Below are 15,612 nucleotides of genomic sequence, written 5' to 3'. Positions count from 1 at the left end.
ATTCAGCATAATTATTAAGTATTGGACACGCGTGAAATCCCGTTCTATATTTGGCGACGCTTATGAAAAGAAAGAGTGTTGTCATACCGGGCTTCGGCCTTACAACAGGGGTGACCCTGGCGATTTTGAGCGTGGTGGTGTTGATTCCGCTTGCCTCGCTGGTCGTGTTTTCGGCCCAGATGAGTGCAAGCGAGATTATCGATGTCATCACGCGGCCGCGCGTGCTGTCCAGTTTTAAAGTGAGTTTCTTGACGGCTTTTATCGCATCGCTTATCAACGCGGTGATGGGCGTGGTTCTCGCCTGGGTGCTGGTGCGTTACACGTTCCCGCTCAAGCGCATCGTAGATGGAACGATTGAGCTCCCGTTTGCGCTCCCTACGGCGGTGGCGGGCATCGCGCTTACGGCGCTCACTTCGGATACGGGCCTTGTAGGCGGCTTTTTTGCGAATTTCGGCATCAAGATTGCGTTTACGCGCATCGGCATCACGGTGGCGCTGGTGTTTATCGGCATCCCGTTCGTGGTACGCGCGGTGCAGCCGGTGCTCGAAAAACTGGACCCCGCCTACGAAGAGGCTGCTGGGGTGCTGGGCGCAAGTCGCACGCGGATTTTCTGGAAGGTAATATTGCCGGAACTGATTCCCGCCATCTTTACGGGGTTCGGGCTCGCTTTCGGGCGCTGCCTCGGCGAATACGGTAGTGTCGTGTTTATCGCTGGCAACATGCCCTTCGAAACCGAAATCGCACCGCTCATCATCATGTCGGAACTTCAGGAATACGACTATTCCAGCGCGACGACGATCGCCCTCGTGATGCTGGTGGCGTCGTTCATTACGCTGTTCCTGGTGAACGTGGTGCAGAACAGGAACGCCAAGATTCTCAAGGGAGGTAGCTAATGAGTGCAGTTACGCAGAGCGGGCTACATCGCGATACGAAGGGTTCTAAGCTGGTCAGGTATTCGCTGATTGGCATAAGCCTGCTTTTCGTCTTCCTGATGCTTATTCTCCCGCTGATTACGGTAATTACCGAGGCCTTTAAGCAGGGCTTTGCGGTGTACAGCAAGGCGGTTAGCGACGATTACACCATCAAGGCGATTCTTTTGACGCTGGAGGCTTCGTTCTTTGCAGTCGCCATCAACACGGTCTTTGGCTTGTGTGCCGCCTGGAGCCTTACGAAGTTCAAGTTCAAGGGGAAAAAGATTCTCGCGACGCTCATTGACTTGCCGGTGACGGTTTCGCCGATTATCGCAGGCCTGATTTTCTTGCTCACGTTCGGCCGTCAGAGCCCGATTTTCCCGCTGTTGCAGGATGCCGACATCAAGATTGTCTTTGCTGTGCCGGGAATTGTGCTCGCGACGATTTTCGTGACGTTCCCGTTCATTTCGCGTGAATTGATTCCGGTGCTGGAATCGCAGGGAACCGACGAGGAAGAGGCGGCGGCGCTGATGGGTGCGAAAGGTTTTACGATTTTCAGGCGCATCACCTTCCCGCATATTAAGTGGGCGTTCCTTTATGGCGTGGTGCTCTGCGCGGCGCGTGCCATGGGCGAATTCGGTGCGGTGTCTGTCATTTCGGGCCACTTGCGCGGAAAGACCAACACGCTCCCGCTCCATGTGGAAATCCTTTTTAACGAGTTCCAGTACGTGCCTGCGTTTGCGGTGGCGTCGATACTGGTGATGCTTGCCATTCTCATTCTGGTGGCAAGAAGCGTCATTGAACATAAGGGAAGAAAGAAATAGCCTTGAAAGGAGATTTTATGTACGTCGAACTCAAACATATCAACAAGCATTTCGGAAATTTCAAGGCCTCGGACGATGTGACTGTCGGCATCGAGAAGGGGAAACTCATTGGCCTTCTGGGCCCGAGCGGTTCGGGCAAGACGACGATTCTCCGCATGATTGCGGGGCTCGAGAACCCGGACAGCGGCGAAATCATCATCGACGGGAAGGTCATCAACGATGTGCCCGCGAGCAAGCGCGGCATCGGGTTCGTGTTCCAGAGTTACGCATTGTTCCGCTACATGACCGTCTTTGATAACGTGGCCTTCGGTTTGAAGATTGCGAAAAAGCCCGCGAATGAAATCAAGGAACGCGTCCACGAACTCTTGGAACTGGTGGGCCTTTCCGGGCTCGAGAAACGTTACCCGAGCGAACTTTCGGGCGGGCAGCGCCAGCGTGTTGCCTTTGCGCGTGCGCTCGCTCCCAATCCGCAGTTGCTCCTGCTCGACGAACCCTTTGCCGCTATCGACGCGAAGGTGCGTCAGGAACTGCGCAGTTGGCTCAAGGGTATGATCCAGAAGCTCGGCGTCACGAGCATCTTTGTGACCCACGACCAGGACGAAGCCATCGAAGTCGCCGACGAAATCATCATCACGAACAGGGGCCGCATCGAGCAGGTGGGCACGCCGTACGAGGTTTACAGCAACCCGAAAACCGCCTTTACGGCATCGTTCTTTGGCCAGCCCAGCATTTTCAAGGACTATAGTAATTTCCGTCGTTTTGACATCCTCGAGAATGCGGAAAATGCGATTGTGCGCCCGGAATTCGTGAAGGTCACCAAGAAAACTGAAGTGCAGAAGTACAAGAATTCTGCAGAAGAAGGCGTCGTGGAAGAAGTGGATTTCCGTGGTTACGGTATCGAACTGCGCGTCCGCGTGAACGGGGTCTTGCTTACGGCGCGGCGCTCCTTCGATCAGCCGAGAATCAAGGTGGGCGAGAAGGTGGATGTGTTCATCTATCGCATGTTCGTGACTCAGGGCGATACCGCGACCCTGCTCGAAAACAAGTCGCTGCGTGAGCCGGTGGTGGTGATTTAACGAACGGATGCGGCTTTGTTATAGAAAAAACTGATAATTCCGCATAAAAATTAAGTATTGGACGGGGTTGAAATCCCGTTCTATATTTGGCTGCGGATAAAAAAATGTACGGAGACATGCTGAATGGAATTCAATACTGCTTTATTGCACCAGAATTTTGGTAGTGACCGATGTAGCGGTTCTACGCTTGCGCCGATTTACCAGGTGAGCGCCTTTTCACAGGATTCTGCCGAAAAACTCGAAGCCGTGTTCAACAACAAGGCTCCAGGTTTTGCGTATACGCGCATCGCGAACCCCACGAACGATTCCTTTGAACGCCGAATCGCGTCGCTCGAGAAGGGCATTGGCGCGGTGGCCTGCTCTTCGGGCATGGCCGCGGTGACTATCTCGCTTTTGAACATTTTGCACGCGGGTGACGAGGTGATTGCGAGTGCCGGGCTTTTTGGCGGCACTATCGACCTGTTCCACGACCTGGAGGCGTTCGGCATCACGACGCGGTTCGTTACCGAAGTGACAGCCGAAAGTGTCCGCGAACAGCTGAACGAAAAGACTAAGGCGGTGTTTACCGAACTTATCGGGAACCCGAAACTGAACGTTGTTGACTTGAAGGCCGTAGCGGATGCTGCCCACGAGGGCGGTGTCCCGTTCATTGTCGATAGCACGACGGCGACCCCGTACCTTGTGCATCCCTTCGATTTCGGCGCGGATATCGTTGTGCATTCGTCTTCGAAGTACATTAACGGCAGCGGTTCTGCGATTAGCGGCCTCATTGTCGATAGCGGGAACTTCCCTTGGGATTACGCCCGCTACAAGGGCCTCGAGGAATACAGGCGTTTTGGCAAGTTCGCCTATATCGCGAAATTGCGCAACGGAATCTGGCGCAACGTGGGCTGCTGCGTTGCTCCCCAGACGTCTTTCCTCAATTCGCTCGGTCTCGAGACTCTCGGCCTGCGCATGGATCGCCTTTGCAGCAACGCGCTGCAACTCTCGGAATTTTTGCAGGGCTTTGATGACGTTTCTGTCAACTATCCGGCCCTGAAAAGCAGCCCCTATTACGACCTGGTGCAGAAGCAGCTTGGCGGCAGGGGAGGCGCAATCCTCACGATTGATGCAGGCACGAAGGAACGGGCGTTCAAGCTGATTAATGGGCTCAAGTACGCCACCATCGCCACCAATATCGGGGATATCCGCACGCTGGTGATACACCCGGAAAGCACCATCTTTACGCACAGTTCCAAGGAACAGAAGGAACATGCGGGAATTTTCGAAGGGACTATCCGCGTGAGCATCGGTATCGAGAATATCGAGGATCTGAAGGAAGATTTCGAACAGGCTATAAAGAAGATTTAAACGGAGACACAAAAATATGGCAACGGATTATGCAACTCTTAAAAAGGGCGGTTGGATGCGCCAGAAGCAGAAGAACAACTTCTCGCTTCGCGTACGCGTGGTGGGCGGTAATTTGACCGCAACACAACTCGCCAAAATCGCGGAAGTCGCCGACAAGTACGGCGAAGGTTACGCCCATTTGACCTCCAGGCAGAGCGTCGAAATCCCGTTCATCAAACTCGAAAACGTGGAAGACGTGAAGGCAGCCTTGGCCGAAGGCGGCGTGGAACCGGGCGTTTGCGGCCCCCGCGTGCGAACCATCACGGCGTGCCAGGGTGAAGCCGTTTGCCCGAGCGGGTGTATCGACACCTACGCACTTGCCAAGGAACTCGACGACCGCTATTTTGCACGCGAACTCCCGCACAAGTTCAAGTTCGGCGTGACCGGTTGCCAGAACAACTGCCTCAAGGCCGAAGAAAACGACGTGGGCATCAAGGGGGCCATCAAGGTCAAGTGGATTGAGGACAAGTGCATCGGCTGCGGGCTCTGCGCAAAGACTTGCCGCAAGGGCGCCATCAAGGTCGAAAACAAGAAGGTCATCTTCGACGAATCGCAGTGCAACTTCTGCGGTCGCTGCTACAAGTCTTGCCCGACGGATGCCTGGGAAGATACCCACGGCTACATCGTCTCCTTCGGCGGGCTTTTCGGCAACAATATCAACAAGGGCGAAACGATTGTCCCCTTCGTCGAAGACAAGCAAAAACTACTGGACATCTGCGATGCGGCCATCACGTTCTTTGCCGAGAACGCGAAACCCGGTGAACGCTTCAAGTACACCATCGACCGCATCGGTCGCGACGTGTTTGCGAAGAAAATCCTGGAAGCGAGTGTCTAGCGTTAAGAAATGAGCTGGCAGCAACGTATTGCAGAAGAGGCCCGGCAAAGTTATCCACATGAATGTTGCGGGATTTTGCTCGGGAAAAACGCCCCGGACGGCAAGTTCGAGGTGACGGAAATATGTGCTTTGCCTAACCGGATTCAGGGAGAGGGGAGAGGGACGCATTTCGAGGCGGACCCTCTCTTTCTTTACCAGGTGGAGCGGGAAATCGAGGGAAGCGGGCTTGAAATCGTCGGTTTTTACCACTCGCACCCCGATTATGAGGCGATCCCGTCCAGGGAAGATGTCGAAAATATGGTCCCAGGGCTTGTTTACGTGATAATTTCCGTGACAAGAGAGGGTGTTGCCGACATCAGAAGTTATAGGCGTTATAAGAAAAACTGATAATTCTGCATAAAAATTAAGTATTGGACATAGGCAAAATTCGGTTCTATATTTCGCGTTGAAATAATCCTGTTGATTATTTTGTTCAAAATGCCACTTTTTTTTGTACGGAGGAAAAAGTGAAAATATACATCTCGGCTACCCTTAGAAATTTTTTTGGTAGAAATGCGCGGATTGAAATTCCCGCGAGCACGGTACGGAAGGCTCTCGCCATCCTTTTGGACATGTATCCGGATGCCAAGAACGTCCTTTACGATGATGGTGGCAAGCTCCGGAACTTTATTCAGATTTATGTCAACGGCAAGAACCTGACGGTGGAAACCCTCTGGGAAACGCCGCTTCCCGAAGAAACGGAAATCCTGTTGTTGCCTGCGATTGCGGGCGGGGCGCCTGTTGAAGAAGCGGAGAGCGCTGCGGTCGAAAGTCTCATTTCGGACGAGAGGCGCAAGGAAGTCGCCTTCGATGACAGCGAGGTGGAACGCTTCGGCAAGCACCTGATGCTTAAGGAAATTGGCGTGAAGGGCCAGAAACGCATCAAGGCGGCCAAGGTCGTTGTCGCGGGTGCGGGCGCGCTCGGGTCGCCTGTAATCCAGTACCTAGCCGCGGCGGGTGTCGGGACCATCAAGGTCATCGATTTCAACGAGGTTTCGCTCGAAAACCTGCAGAGCCAGGTACTTCACGGTTCCCGCGATATCAAGCGCCCGAAAGTCGCCTCCGCCAAGGACAAGGTAAAAAACATCAACAGGAATATCGAATTTATCGCCGAAAAGGTGCAGCTAGATTCTTCGAATATTCTGGAACAGATTGACGGTTACGATTTGGTGATCGACTGCTCCGACAACTACAAGGCGCGCTACCTCATTAACGATGCGTGTGCGCTGCACGGCATTCCTGTCGTGTTCGGCGCGATTTACCAGTTCGAGGGCCAGGTGGGCATTTTCAATCTGGACGGCGGACCGTGCTACCGTTGCCAATTCCCGTCGCCTCCGCCGGCAGGGCTTATTCCCTCCTGTTCCGAAGGTGGTGCAATCAGTCCGCTTCCCGGCATTGTCGGGAGCATCCAGGCCAACGAGGCGCTCAAACTGATTCTCGGTATCGGCGAGCACCTGAACAGGAAGCTCCTGCATATTGATAGCCTGTACCTGACTTCGCGAATCTTGAAGGTGGAACGCGACAGGAACTGCCCTATTTGCGGGAACAACCCGACGATTACCGATGTCGAGGAAATCGATTACGATGAACTTTGCGGGCTCAAGACCGAAAACGAAATTCCGGTGGAGGGCTTTACTCCCGAAGAACTCGCGAAGAAGATTGACAATGGCGACCCGATGACTATCGTGGATGTGCGCGAGCCGCATGAACGCGCGATTTTGCGCTTCCCGAACGCCATTGTGATTCCCATCGGGCAGCTGGCCCGCAGGCAAAAAGAACTGGACCCGAACAAGGATACGGTTTTCATTTGCAAGCAGGGCAAGCGAAGCATTCTCGCCATCAACACCTTGCGCGAGGCGGGCTACACGGGGCCGCTCTACAACCTTAAAGGCGGCGTTGATGCCATGAAGGACATCATGTTCTCGCACGAAGGCGCATGGCTGTAAAATTTTTTCTCGCAAAATCCTATAGAACTAATAGGAATTCAAAAATCTGCACTGGATCCTATCGGCCTTCGGCCTCCAGGATGACGGGGTGCAACACTTAACACAAACCCAAGAGGTAAACCACTATGGCAAATGAAGCTACAGAAAAGAAAACCGGCATCAATGCGCTTGGCGCAAAGGCTGCCTACAACCTGGCGAACGTCACCAAGACCAAGCCGCAATTTGGTGCGCTGACTCCCAAGTGGCTCACCAAGTTCCTTGAATTCAAGGGTCTCGAAACGGGCCTGTTCCGTGTGAACAAGGTCGTGGAAGGCGAAACCCCGCTCGATGTTCTTTGCAGCCAGACCAAGAAAACCGACATTATTCCGGAAGGCTATGTCGAATACGAAACCGAACCGCGCGAATACAAGCTCAATTCTATCTCTACGATTATCAACGTGAACACGGCCATCGAAGACGTTTACAGCTCTCCGTACGACCAGGTTCAGGAACAGCTCGGCCTCGCTATCGAATCGCTCCGCGAACGTCAGGAAAGCCTGCTTATCAACAACGACGATTACGGCCTGCTGAAGAACGTGGCTGATTCCCAGCGCATCCAGCCGCTCCGCGCCGACGGCCGCCCCACACCGGACGATCTCGACGAACTCATTTCGAAGGTCTGGAAGGAACCGTCCTTCTTCCTTGCTCACCCGCGTGCCATTGCCGCATTCGAACGCGAATGCACCCGCCGTGGCGTGCCGCCCGTTGTCGTGGACATCGCCGGTGGCAAGTTCCTCACCTGGCGCGGCATTCCTCTCGTTCCGACCGACAAGCTTCTCGTGGACGGCGTGAAGAATCCAAAGTCCCAGGGCGGCAAGACCAATATATTGCTCGTGCGCACTGGCGAAGCCAAGCGCGGCGTGATTGGCCTCTTCCAGGCCGGTCTCAAGAATGAACACTCTCGTGGCCTTTCCGTGCGTTTCCGCGGCATCGACAACAAGGGCGTTGCTTCTTACCTGCTTTCCCTGTACTGCTCTGCGGCTATCCTTGCCGACGACGCCATTGCAGTCCTTGAAGACGTAGAGGTTGGCGAATACTATGATTACGAATAATCCAGATACCAGATCGCTGGAAGAGCTCGCCGGAGTTCCCAATGCGGCTGAACTGGAGCAGTTGGCAAATGAGTACTTTCCCGACTTGACGGACAGTGCTTATGCTGCAACTCCCGCGGCACCCGAAGTGCAGAACGCTTCGGCGGCTCAGGGAGTGAGCGCTGCCCAAGGGGCTGCTGCCATCAACCAGACTCCCGCATTCGACTGGGAACATCCGTTTGCGACCTATGGCGACCAGCCGACTTCTTCGGCTCCGTTCGCTTATGGCGGCAATTCCACCGATGCCTGGCTCAACTCCGTGGAAGCCCCTGCGGTTCCCGAAGCGGAATTTGTGTCGCAGTTTGGCGATGTCCCGGCGGCCCCCGCACCGGCTCAAGGATACTCCCCGAAGGTCGTGTCCAAGACGCAGGCTGCCCAGAACGCTCGCCCGATCGACGCTCCGACATCTCTCGGTGGCGATTCCGTGAAGACGGGTTCTGCAAACAGCGGCTCCAATTCCCGCAACGAATCCATCCGCATCGGTTCCAAGAATCTTGCGCAAATCCGTAGCGACTTCCCGATTCTTTCGAAGCAGGTCAACGGGCATCCTCTCGTTTGGCTCGATAACGGTGCTACGACGCAGCGCCCGCAGGTGGTGATTGACCGTCTCAAGTACTACTACGAAAACGAGAACTCCAACGTGCACCGTGGCGCCCATACGCTGGCGGCTACATCGACGGATGCCTATGAAAACGCCCGTAACATCGTGCGCGACTTTATCGGGGCCCCGTCTTCGCAGGAAATCGTGTTCGTGCGCGGTACTACCGAAGCTATCAACCTGGTGGCTAACGCCTACGTGAAGCCGACGCTCCAGCCGGGCGACGAAATCATCGTCTCTATCCTGGAACACCACGCCAACATTGTGCCGTGGCAGCTCATTGCCGAAGAAACAGGCGCAATCATCAAGGTGATCCCCTGCGATTCCACCGGCCAGCTCAAGCTGCACGATTACGAGGCGCTATTCACGAAGCGCACCAAGTTCGTCTCCGTGACTCACGTTTCGAACGTGCTCGGCACCGTGACACCGATCGAGGAACTCATTGCCATCGCCCACAGGCACGGCGTGAGAATCCTCATTGACGGTGCGCAGTCCATCGCGCACATTCCGGTGAACGTTTCCGCCCTCGACGCAGACTTCTTCGTATTCTCCGGACACAAGGTGTTTGCTCCGACCGGTATCGGCGTCGTTTACGGCAAGAAGGAATTGCTTGAAGCGGCCCGCCCGTACCACGGCGGTGGCAACATGATTGCCGATGTGACCTTCGAGCGCACCATCTACAATGGGATTCCGAACAAGTTCGAAGCGGGAACCGGAAGCATCGCCGACGCTGTTGGCCTCGGTGCAGCCCTCCAGTACCTCTCCGAAATCGGGATGCCCTGCGTGTTCCGCTGGGAACATGAACTGCTGCAGTATGGCCTCAAGGAACTGAAGACTGTCAAGGGTCTGCACCTTGTAGGTACGGCACTCAACAAGGCCTCTGCTCTGGCCTTCAAACTCGACGGTTATTCCGACGAAGAAGTGGGCAAGAGGCTCGACGCCTATGGTGTTGCCGTGCGTACTGGTCACCACTGCGCACAGCCGGTGCTCAGGCATTTCGGTTACGAAAGTACCGTACGCCCGACGCTTGCGCTGTACAACTCGCCGGACGACATCGACGCTCTCGTGAGGGCGTTGAAGACGTTCGCATAAAATGTGATGTGTGGAATGTGTAGTGTGGAGTGAAGATAATTTCATTTCACATCTCACATTTCACATTCCACACTATTCCTTAAATTTTTACCCTGAATTTTGTCATGCACGAACTTATCCAGGAATCAGAAGTCGAAAAAGCTGTCCAGACGATTTTTGCCGATTACAATCGCGGCAAGCATATCGACAACATTGACATCTATAATCGACCCGACCAGGCCGAGATTCAGACGATTTTGCAGAACCTGATCCGTGTGGTTTATCCCGGACATTTCAGGGACCGCTCGCACAAGATTTACAACCCGAAGAATAGTTTCGCGGTCATTATCGAAGATACTTTTTACCACCTCCACAAGCAGGTGGCCATCGCGCTTGATTATTGCAAGCTCCGTGGTACCATGACTTCGGACGAGCGCAAGATTGAAAGCTACCGCATCTGCAAGGAATTTTTCGCGAAGATTCCTTGGATTCGCGAATGTCTTGAAACCGATTTGCATGCCGCTTTTGATGGCGACCCTGCAGCCGGCTGCCTCGACGAAATTATTCTTGCGTATCCGGGCCTTATGGCGACAACCATCTTTCGCATTGCCCATGAACTTTACCTTTTGCACGTTCCGGTTCTCCCGCGGCTCATGACTGAGTATGCGCATTCCAAGACGGGAATTGACATTCATCCAGGTGCATCCATCGGCAAGTACTTCTTTATTGATCATGGTACGGGCATTGTGATTGGCGAAACTGCGGTTATTGGCAATAACGTGAAGATTTACCAGGGCGTGACTCTCGGTGCGCTCTCGACGCGCGGGGGTCAGCGCCTCTCCGGCAAAAAACGTCATCCGACCATTCAAGACAACGTAACTATTTACGCGAACGCATCCATTCTAGGCGGCGATACGGTTGTAGGCGAAAATGCCATTATCGGTGGCAGTGCCTTCATCACGAGTTCTGTCGCGCCCAATACTCGCGTGAGCATGAAGAGCCTCGAAATGGACTACGTTTCTACCGATAAGCAACACAAGACGGAAGAAATTACCCAGAGCGAGGAGTGGTACTACATTATTTAGACGAAAGATCGCTCGCAAACTCGCTACAGACGAAAGATTAATGTGCTCTGAATTAATTTAACGTCATCAAAAAATCACAGGATGGCAACTTGCTATAGAAAAAACCGATAATTCAGCATAAAAACAATGTATTGGACGCGTGCGAAAACGCGTTCTATATTTGGGCCAGATTAAAACAACAATGTACGGAGAAACAACAATGGCAGAAATAAAAATCGACGATACCATCGACATTACCGATGTCGTGTGCCCGACTACTTTCGTGAAGGCGAAGGTCGCCCTCGAGGAACTGGAAGAAGGCCAAATCCTTTCTATCCGCCTGAACGACGGCGAACCGGTGCAGAACGTGCCGCGCAGCATCAAGGAAGAGGGTCACGAAATCTTGAAACTTGACGACAACCAGGACGGAACCTACACGCTCATCGTGAAGAAGGTCGGCGACTAACCAAGGAGTATAAAATGATTATTACTGTTGCAGGAAACAAGAAAGAATACAAGGACGGCCTCACCGTCGCAGAACTGATTGAAGCCGAGAAAATTGACAACCCGCTTTACGTGACGGTTTCGGTGAACGAGGAATTTGTTGAGGGCGGAACGTTTGACAAGGCCGTGCTCAAGGACGGCGACAGCGTCGAGTTCCTCTATTTCATGGGAGGTGGCTGTTAATGGCTTTTACTAACGAACAGCTGGAGCGCTATTCGCGCCACATCATCTTGAAAGAGGTGGGCGCGAAGGGCCAGAAGAAGCTTTTGAATGCGAAGGTGCTCGTGATTGGCGCTGGTGGCCTCGGGGCTCCTGTGGCGATGTACCTTGCTGCAGCAGGCGTGGGCACCATCGGCATTGCCGATGCCGACGTGGTTGACCTTTCCAATCTGCAGCGCCAGATTATCCATGCGACGGCCGATGTAGGCAAGCCCAAGGTGCAGTCCGCGAAAGAGACGATGGAAGCGATGAACCCCGACGTGAAGGTGGTTACTTACCACACCTTCGTCACCAGCGAGAACATCCTCGACCTCATCAAGGATTACGATTTCATCATCGACGGCACGGACAATTTCCCGGCGAAGTTCCTCATTAACGACGCCTGCGTGATGGCGAAGAAACCGTTCTCCCATGCGGGAATCATCCGTTTCCAGGGACAGCTCATGACGTATGTTCCGGGCCAGGGCCCCTGCTACCGCTGCGTATTCAAGGAACCCCCTCCGAAAGATGCCGTGCCGACATGCAAGCAGGCGGGCGTGATTGGCGCCATGGGCGGAGTCATCGGTAGCCTGCAAGCGATGGAAGCTGTCAAGTACATTCTCGGTGTGGGTAATCTGCTCACGGGTTACCTGCTCACTTACAATGCGCTCACGATGGAATTCCGCAAGGTGAAACTGCCGACGCATACCGAAGACTGCGCCGTGTGCGGCACGCACCCGACCATCACCCAGCTCATCGACTACGAGCAGGCGGTCTGCGACTTGAAACACTAAATTAGATGAAAGAACGGGCTTCGCCCTATAGACGAAAGACGATAGATGGTCATAGGAATTATTTCAAATGATTACATTACCGAAATCTGAATACGAAAAAATCCTTGCGCACGCCCAAAAGAACCTCCCCGAAGAGGCCTGCGGGCTGATTGCGGGGCGCATCGAAGGTAGCGACAAGCATATCGAGAAGGTCTACCTGCTCACGAATATCGACCATTCCAACGAGCATTTTTCGCTGGACCCCAAGGAACAGCTTGCCGCCATCAAGGACATGCGTGCAAACGGCCTCTCGCCGCTGGGCAACTGGCATTCCCATCCGGAATCCCCTTCGCGCCCGTCGGAAGAAGACAAGCGTCTTGCCTACGATTCTAGGGCGAGCTACTTGATCCTTTCGCTCATGGACCGCGAACATCCGGTGCTCAATTCTTTCCACATCGAGGGCGATACCGCCACGAACGAAGGGCTTGTAATCGCCTAAAGATCTCCGTACAACGGTGCCTCCGGGGCTTATGCGAAATTCCTGCCCTGGAGGCACTTTTTTGCTTTTTTTAACGCAAAAACGCCGAATTTGCGTTGTTTTGGCTAACAACGGCTTTTTCTGTGCGGTAGATGAAATCGGGCCTCCCTTATCTATATTATACATGGGTTTGTTATGGATAGGTTGAAACAATCCGATTGGAGAGAAAAATGAAAAACCTATCCGTATTTTCGGTAGCTCTGCTGTGTGCCTCTATGGCCATTGCGGCGGAGAATTCAATATACACTGGCACCTTCTTCGACGATAGCGGAGCCTACTTTGGCCCCGACTGCGAAAAGGACGGTTCTCAGTCTACGGGTGCCTACTACACGGGCGATTACACGAGCCCGTTCAAGACTTTCCTCGGCAAGACGGACAAGGACATCCAGGACAAGCTGGATGAACTCTGGAACCATTACTTTGGCGGCCAGAACGACAAGACCGTGTATTACGAAGACAACGACGGCGGCTATATTGTCGATATAAACAACAACGATATTCGCTCCGAGGGCATGAGCTACGGCATGATGATTGCCGTGCAGACCAACCACAAGGAACAGTTCGGCAAACTCTGGAACTGGGCCAAGAAACACATGTGGAGCAATCCTGCCACGGGTGGTTCCGGCTATTTTGCGTGGCAGGCGAACCGCGACGGTTCCGTGCGCGACTGGGGCAACGCTCCCGACGGCGAAATCTACTTCATGATGGCGCTTTTGTTTGCGGCCAACCGCTGGGACGACGCGAACTACATGAAGGACGCACAGAGCATCTTGAGGGCCTGCTGGAAAGGCAACGGCCAATCCCTGTACAGCGAACAGTCCTTCATTGCTACGTTCCAGCCGAGCGACGGCAACAACACTTGGGGCGACGCCTCTTACAGTTTGCCCGCATTCGTGGACCTGTTCAGCCGCTGGTCCGACACCAACACCGACAAGTGGAAAAAGGCGACGAAGGCCACCCGCGACCACATCTACAATTCCGCAAACCCGCAGTCGGGCCTGTGTAGCGACTACAGCAACTTCGACGGGACTCCGCACTACGCCTTTAGCGACAATTCTACGAAGTATGCGTTCGATGCCATCCGTTGCCCCATGAACTACGGCATGGACAGCTACCTGTTCGGCGTGGATATGGAACGCCAAACGAAAATCGCGAAGGTGATTACCGACTTCTTCGAGAAGGACGGCTACAGGCACGGCCACTTCAACTGGGACGGCACCAACGGATACGGCGATTTCACCATCGGCCAGGCGGGCGCGAATGCGGTTGCTACCTACGCCCTGCTTGAAGAAGAGGGCTACAAGGATCTGGTGAAGAAGGTGTTGCAGAAGGCCTGGGATTCCAAGCCCATCGTGGGCAGCCAGCGTTATTACGACGGCCTGGTGCATTACCTCGCCATGCTCCATCTCACCGGTAACTTCAAGATCTGGAAGGAAAAGCCCGAGGTCGAGAAAAAGACGGCAGAAGGTGAATACAATGGCGTAAGTTATGAAAACGACACCACGTTCCATGCGTTTGAATCGTGCAAGCTCTACGAGGTGACGGTGAAGAAACCGGAAAAGGTGATTGCCACGGCTTCTCTCGGCAACGTGAAGGTCCATGCGTCCGGCAACTCGCTCTTTATCGATGGCGCAGCGGTCGGAACGAAATTCTTTGTTGCTGACCTCAATGGCCGTGTGCTGAAGGCTTCGGAAATCACTTCTGTGAATCAAGAAATCCGCATCAGCGCTCGGGGCGTGCTGTTCGTGAACGTCGGCGGCAAGGTCCACAAGATCGCGAAATAAAATTCTGTTGTTTGTTGCTTGTTTATCGGGGTGAGCTTGCCGCTTGCCTCGATTTTTCTTTTGGTGGTGCGCTTAATTTCTTGATACTTAACGAATTAGAAAAAAGAAAAATTTCCCGAAAACATTTTTAGGAAAGGCGTTTTTTACTTCGTAAATCAGACTGCGGCTGTGCTGAAAATTTTTTATTTTTGGAACGTTGAATTTTAATTTTGAATCGGTAGAAAAAGATGTTTAAAGTAGGTTTTGATAACGAAGCGTACCTCAAGACGCAGTCCGAAAAAATTGCCGAGCGCATCGCGAAATTCGGCGGAAAACTTTACCTGGAATTTGGCGGAAAACTGTTCGATGACCATCACGCATCCCGCGTGCTGCCTGGCTTTGCGCCCGACAGTAAAATCCGCATGCTCGAAAAAATCAAGGACAAGGCCGAAGTCATTATCGCCATTAATGCGGGTGACATCGAAAAGAACAAGGTCCGCGGCGACCTCGGCATTACCTACGACCAGGACGTGCTCCGCCTGATTGACGCGTTCCGCGGTTATGGCCTCTACGTGAGCTCTGTGGTGCTGACCCGCTGGCAGGAACAGCCGAGTGCTGTTGCCTACCAGAAGAAGCTGGAAGGACTGGGACTCAAGGTTTACCGCCACTACCCGATTGCGGGTTACCCGAGCAATATTCCTTTGGTTGTAAGCGACGACGGCTACGGCAAGAATGAATTTGTCGAAACGACGCGCGAACTTGTGGTGGTGACGGCTCCCGGCCCCGGGAGTGGAAAGATGGCCGTGTGCCTCTCGCAGATTTATCACGAGAACAAGTGTGGCATCAAGGCCGGTTACGCGAAGTTCGAAACGTTCCCCATCTGGAACATCCCGCTCAAGCATCCGGTGAACCTCGCGTACGAGGCGGCGACCGCCGACCTGAACGATGTGAAC

At 53.7% G+C, this 15,612-nt stretch carries 16 protein-coding genes; all 16 read left to right on the top strand.

All coding sequences use genetic code 11. The features are described from left to right. Positions 1-62: 62 nt before the first annotated feature. A complete protein-coding gene (cysT, locus tag B4A77_RS11060; protein WP_290740701.1) occupies positions 63-893 on the top strand; it encodes a sulfate ABC transporter permease subunit CysT in 831 nt (276 codons plus the stop codon). After that, a complete protein-coding gene (gene cysW, locus B4A77_RS11055; RefSeq protein ID WP_073115762.1) occupies positions 893-1,735 on the top strand; it encodes a sulfate ABC transporter permease subunit CysW in 843 nt (280 codons plus the stop codon). The genes cysT and cysW overlap by 1 nt, the downstream gene beginning before the upstream one ends. A 17-nt stretch (positions 1,736-1,752) precedes the next feature. Next, positions 1,753-2,811 carry an ABC transporter ATP-binding protein gene (locus B4A77_RS11050; protein WP_290729057.1) on the top strand — a complete coding sequence of 353 codons (1,059 nt, stop codon included), beginning with the start codon at positions 1,753-1,755 and terminating at the stop codon, positions 2,809-2,811. 123 nt (positions 2,812-2,934) lie between these two features. Then, positions 2,935-4,161 (top strand): O-acetylhomoserine aminocarboxypropyltransferase/cysteine synthase family protein, encoded by a 1,227-nt coding sequence (locus B4A77_RS11045; RefSeq protein ID WP_290740697.1) that lies wholly within the window; start codon positions 2,935-2,937, stop codon positions 4,159-4,161. 16 nt (positions 4,162-4,177) lie between these two features. Continuing rightward, positions 4,178-5,035 carry a 4Fe-4S binding protein gene (locus B4A77_RS11040; protein WP_290740696.1) on the top strand — a complete coding sequence of 286 codons (858 nt, stop codon included), beginning with the start codon at positions 4,178-4,180 and terminating at the stop codon, positions 5,033-5,035. Between the two features lie 9 nt (positions 5,036-5,044). Then, entirely contained in the window at positions 5,045-5,422 is a 378-nt protein-coding gene (locus tag B4A77_RS11035; protein WP_290740693.1) for a M67 family metallopeptidase, read from the top strand. A gap of 119 nt (positions 5,423-5,541) precedes the next feature. Next, positions 5,542-7,020, top strand: coding sequence for a ThiF family adenylyltransferase (locus B4A77_RS11030; RefSeq protein WP_290740690.1), 1,479 nt, complete (start codon positions 5,542-5,544; stop codon positions 7,018-7,020). 125 nt (positions 7,021-7,145) lie between these two features. Next, positions 7,146-8,111, top strand: a complete 966-nt coding sequence (locus tag B4A77_RS11025; RefSeq protein ID WP_073115771.1) for a family 2A encapsulin nanocompartment shell protein — start codon at positions 7,146-7,148, stop codon at positions 8,109-8,111. Beyond that, positions 8,098-9,840: a SufS family cysteine desulfurase gene (locus tag B4A77_RS11020; RefSeq protein ID WP_290740686.1), complete on the top strand. Its 1,743-nt coding sequence runs from the start codon at positions 8,098-8,100 to the stop codon at positions 9,838-9,840. Before B4A77_RS11025 ends, B4A77_RS11020 begins: the two co-directional genes overlap by 14 nt. A 104-nt stretch (positions 9,841-9,944) precedes the next feature. After that, positions 9,945-10,904, top strand: a complete 960-nt coding sequence (locus tag B4A77_RS11015) for a serine O-acetyltransferase (protein ID WP_072810166.1) — start codon at positions 9,945-9,947, stop codon at positions 10,902-10,904. 199 nt (positions 10,905-11,103) lie between these two features. Beyond that, positions 11,104-11,349, top strand: coding sequence for a sulfurtransferase TusA family protein (locus tag B4A77_RS11010; RefSeq protein WP_072810168.1), 246 nt, complete (start codon positions 11,104-11,106; stop codon positions 11,347-11,349). 14 nt (positions 11,350-11,363) lie between these two features. Beyond that, entirely contained in the window at positions 11,364-11,570 is a 207-nt protein-coding gene (thiS, locus tag B4A77_RS11005) for a sulfur carrier protein ThiS (protein WP_072810170.1), read from the top strand. Then, on the top strand, positions 11,570-12,379 hold the full coding sequence (locus tag B4A77_RS11000) for a HesA/MoeB/ThiF family protein (RefSeq protein WP_290729048.1): 810 nt from the start codon (positions 11,570-11,572) through the stop codon (positions 12,377-12,379). Before thiS ends, B4A77_RS11000 begins: the two co-directional genes overlap by 1 nt. A gap of 67 nt (positions 12,380-12,446) precedes the next feature. Next, complete coding sequence (locus B4A77_RS10995) at positions 12,447-12,857, top strand: M67 family metallopeptidase (RefSeq protein ID WP_290723285.1); 411 nt, start codon at positions 12,447-12,449, stop codon at positions 12,855-12,857. Between the two features lie 209 nt (positions 12,858-13,066). After that, positions 13,067-14,680, top strand: a complete 1,614-nt coding sequence (locus B4A77_RS10990; protein WP_290740683.1) for a glycosyl hydrolase family 8 — start codon at positions 13,067-13,069, stop codon at positions 14,678-14,680. A 227-nt stretch (positions 14,681-14,907) separates the two neighbouring features. Further along, on the top strand, positions 14,908-15,612 hold a 705-nt coding region (locus tag B4A77_RS10985; RefSeq protein WP_290740680.1), incomplete at its 3' end, for a DUF1846 domain-containing protein.

Origin of the sequence: Fibrobacter sp. UBA3718, assembly GCF_002371935.1 — a bacterium.
In the GTDB taxonomy this organism is placed as follows: Bacteria; Fibrobacterota; Fibrobacteria; order Fibrobacterales; family Fibrobacteraceae; genus Fibrobacter.
The sequence above is the reverse complement of the archived record's forward strand: the minus strand, read 5'-3'. Positions and strand labels throughout refer to the sequence as shown.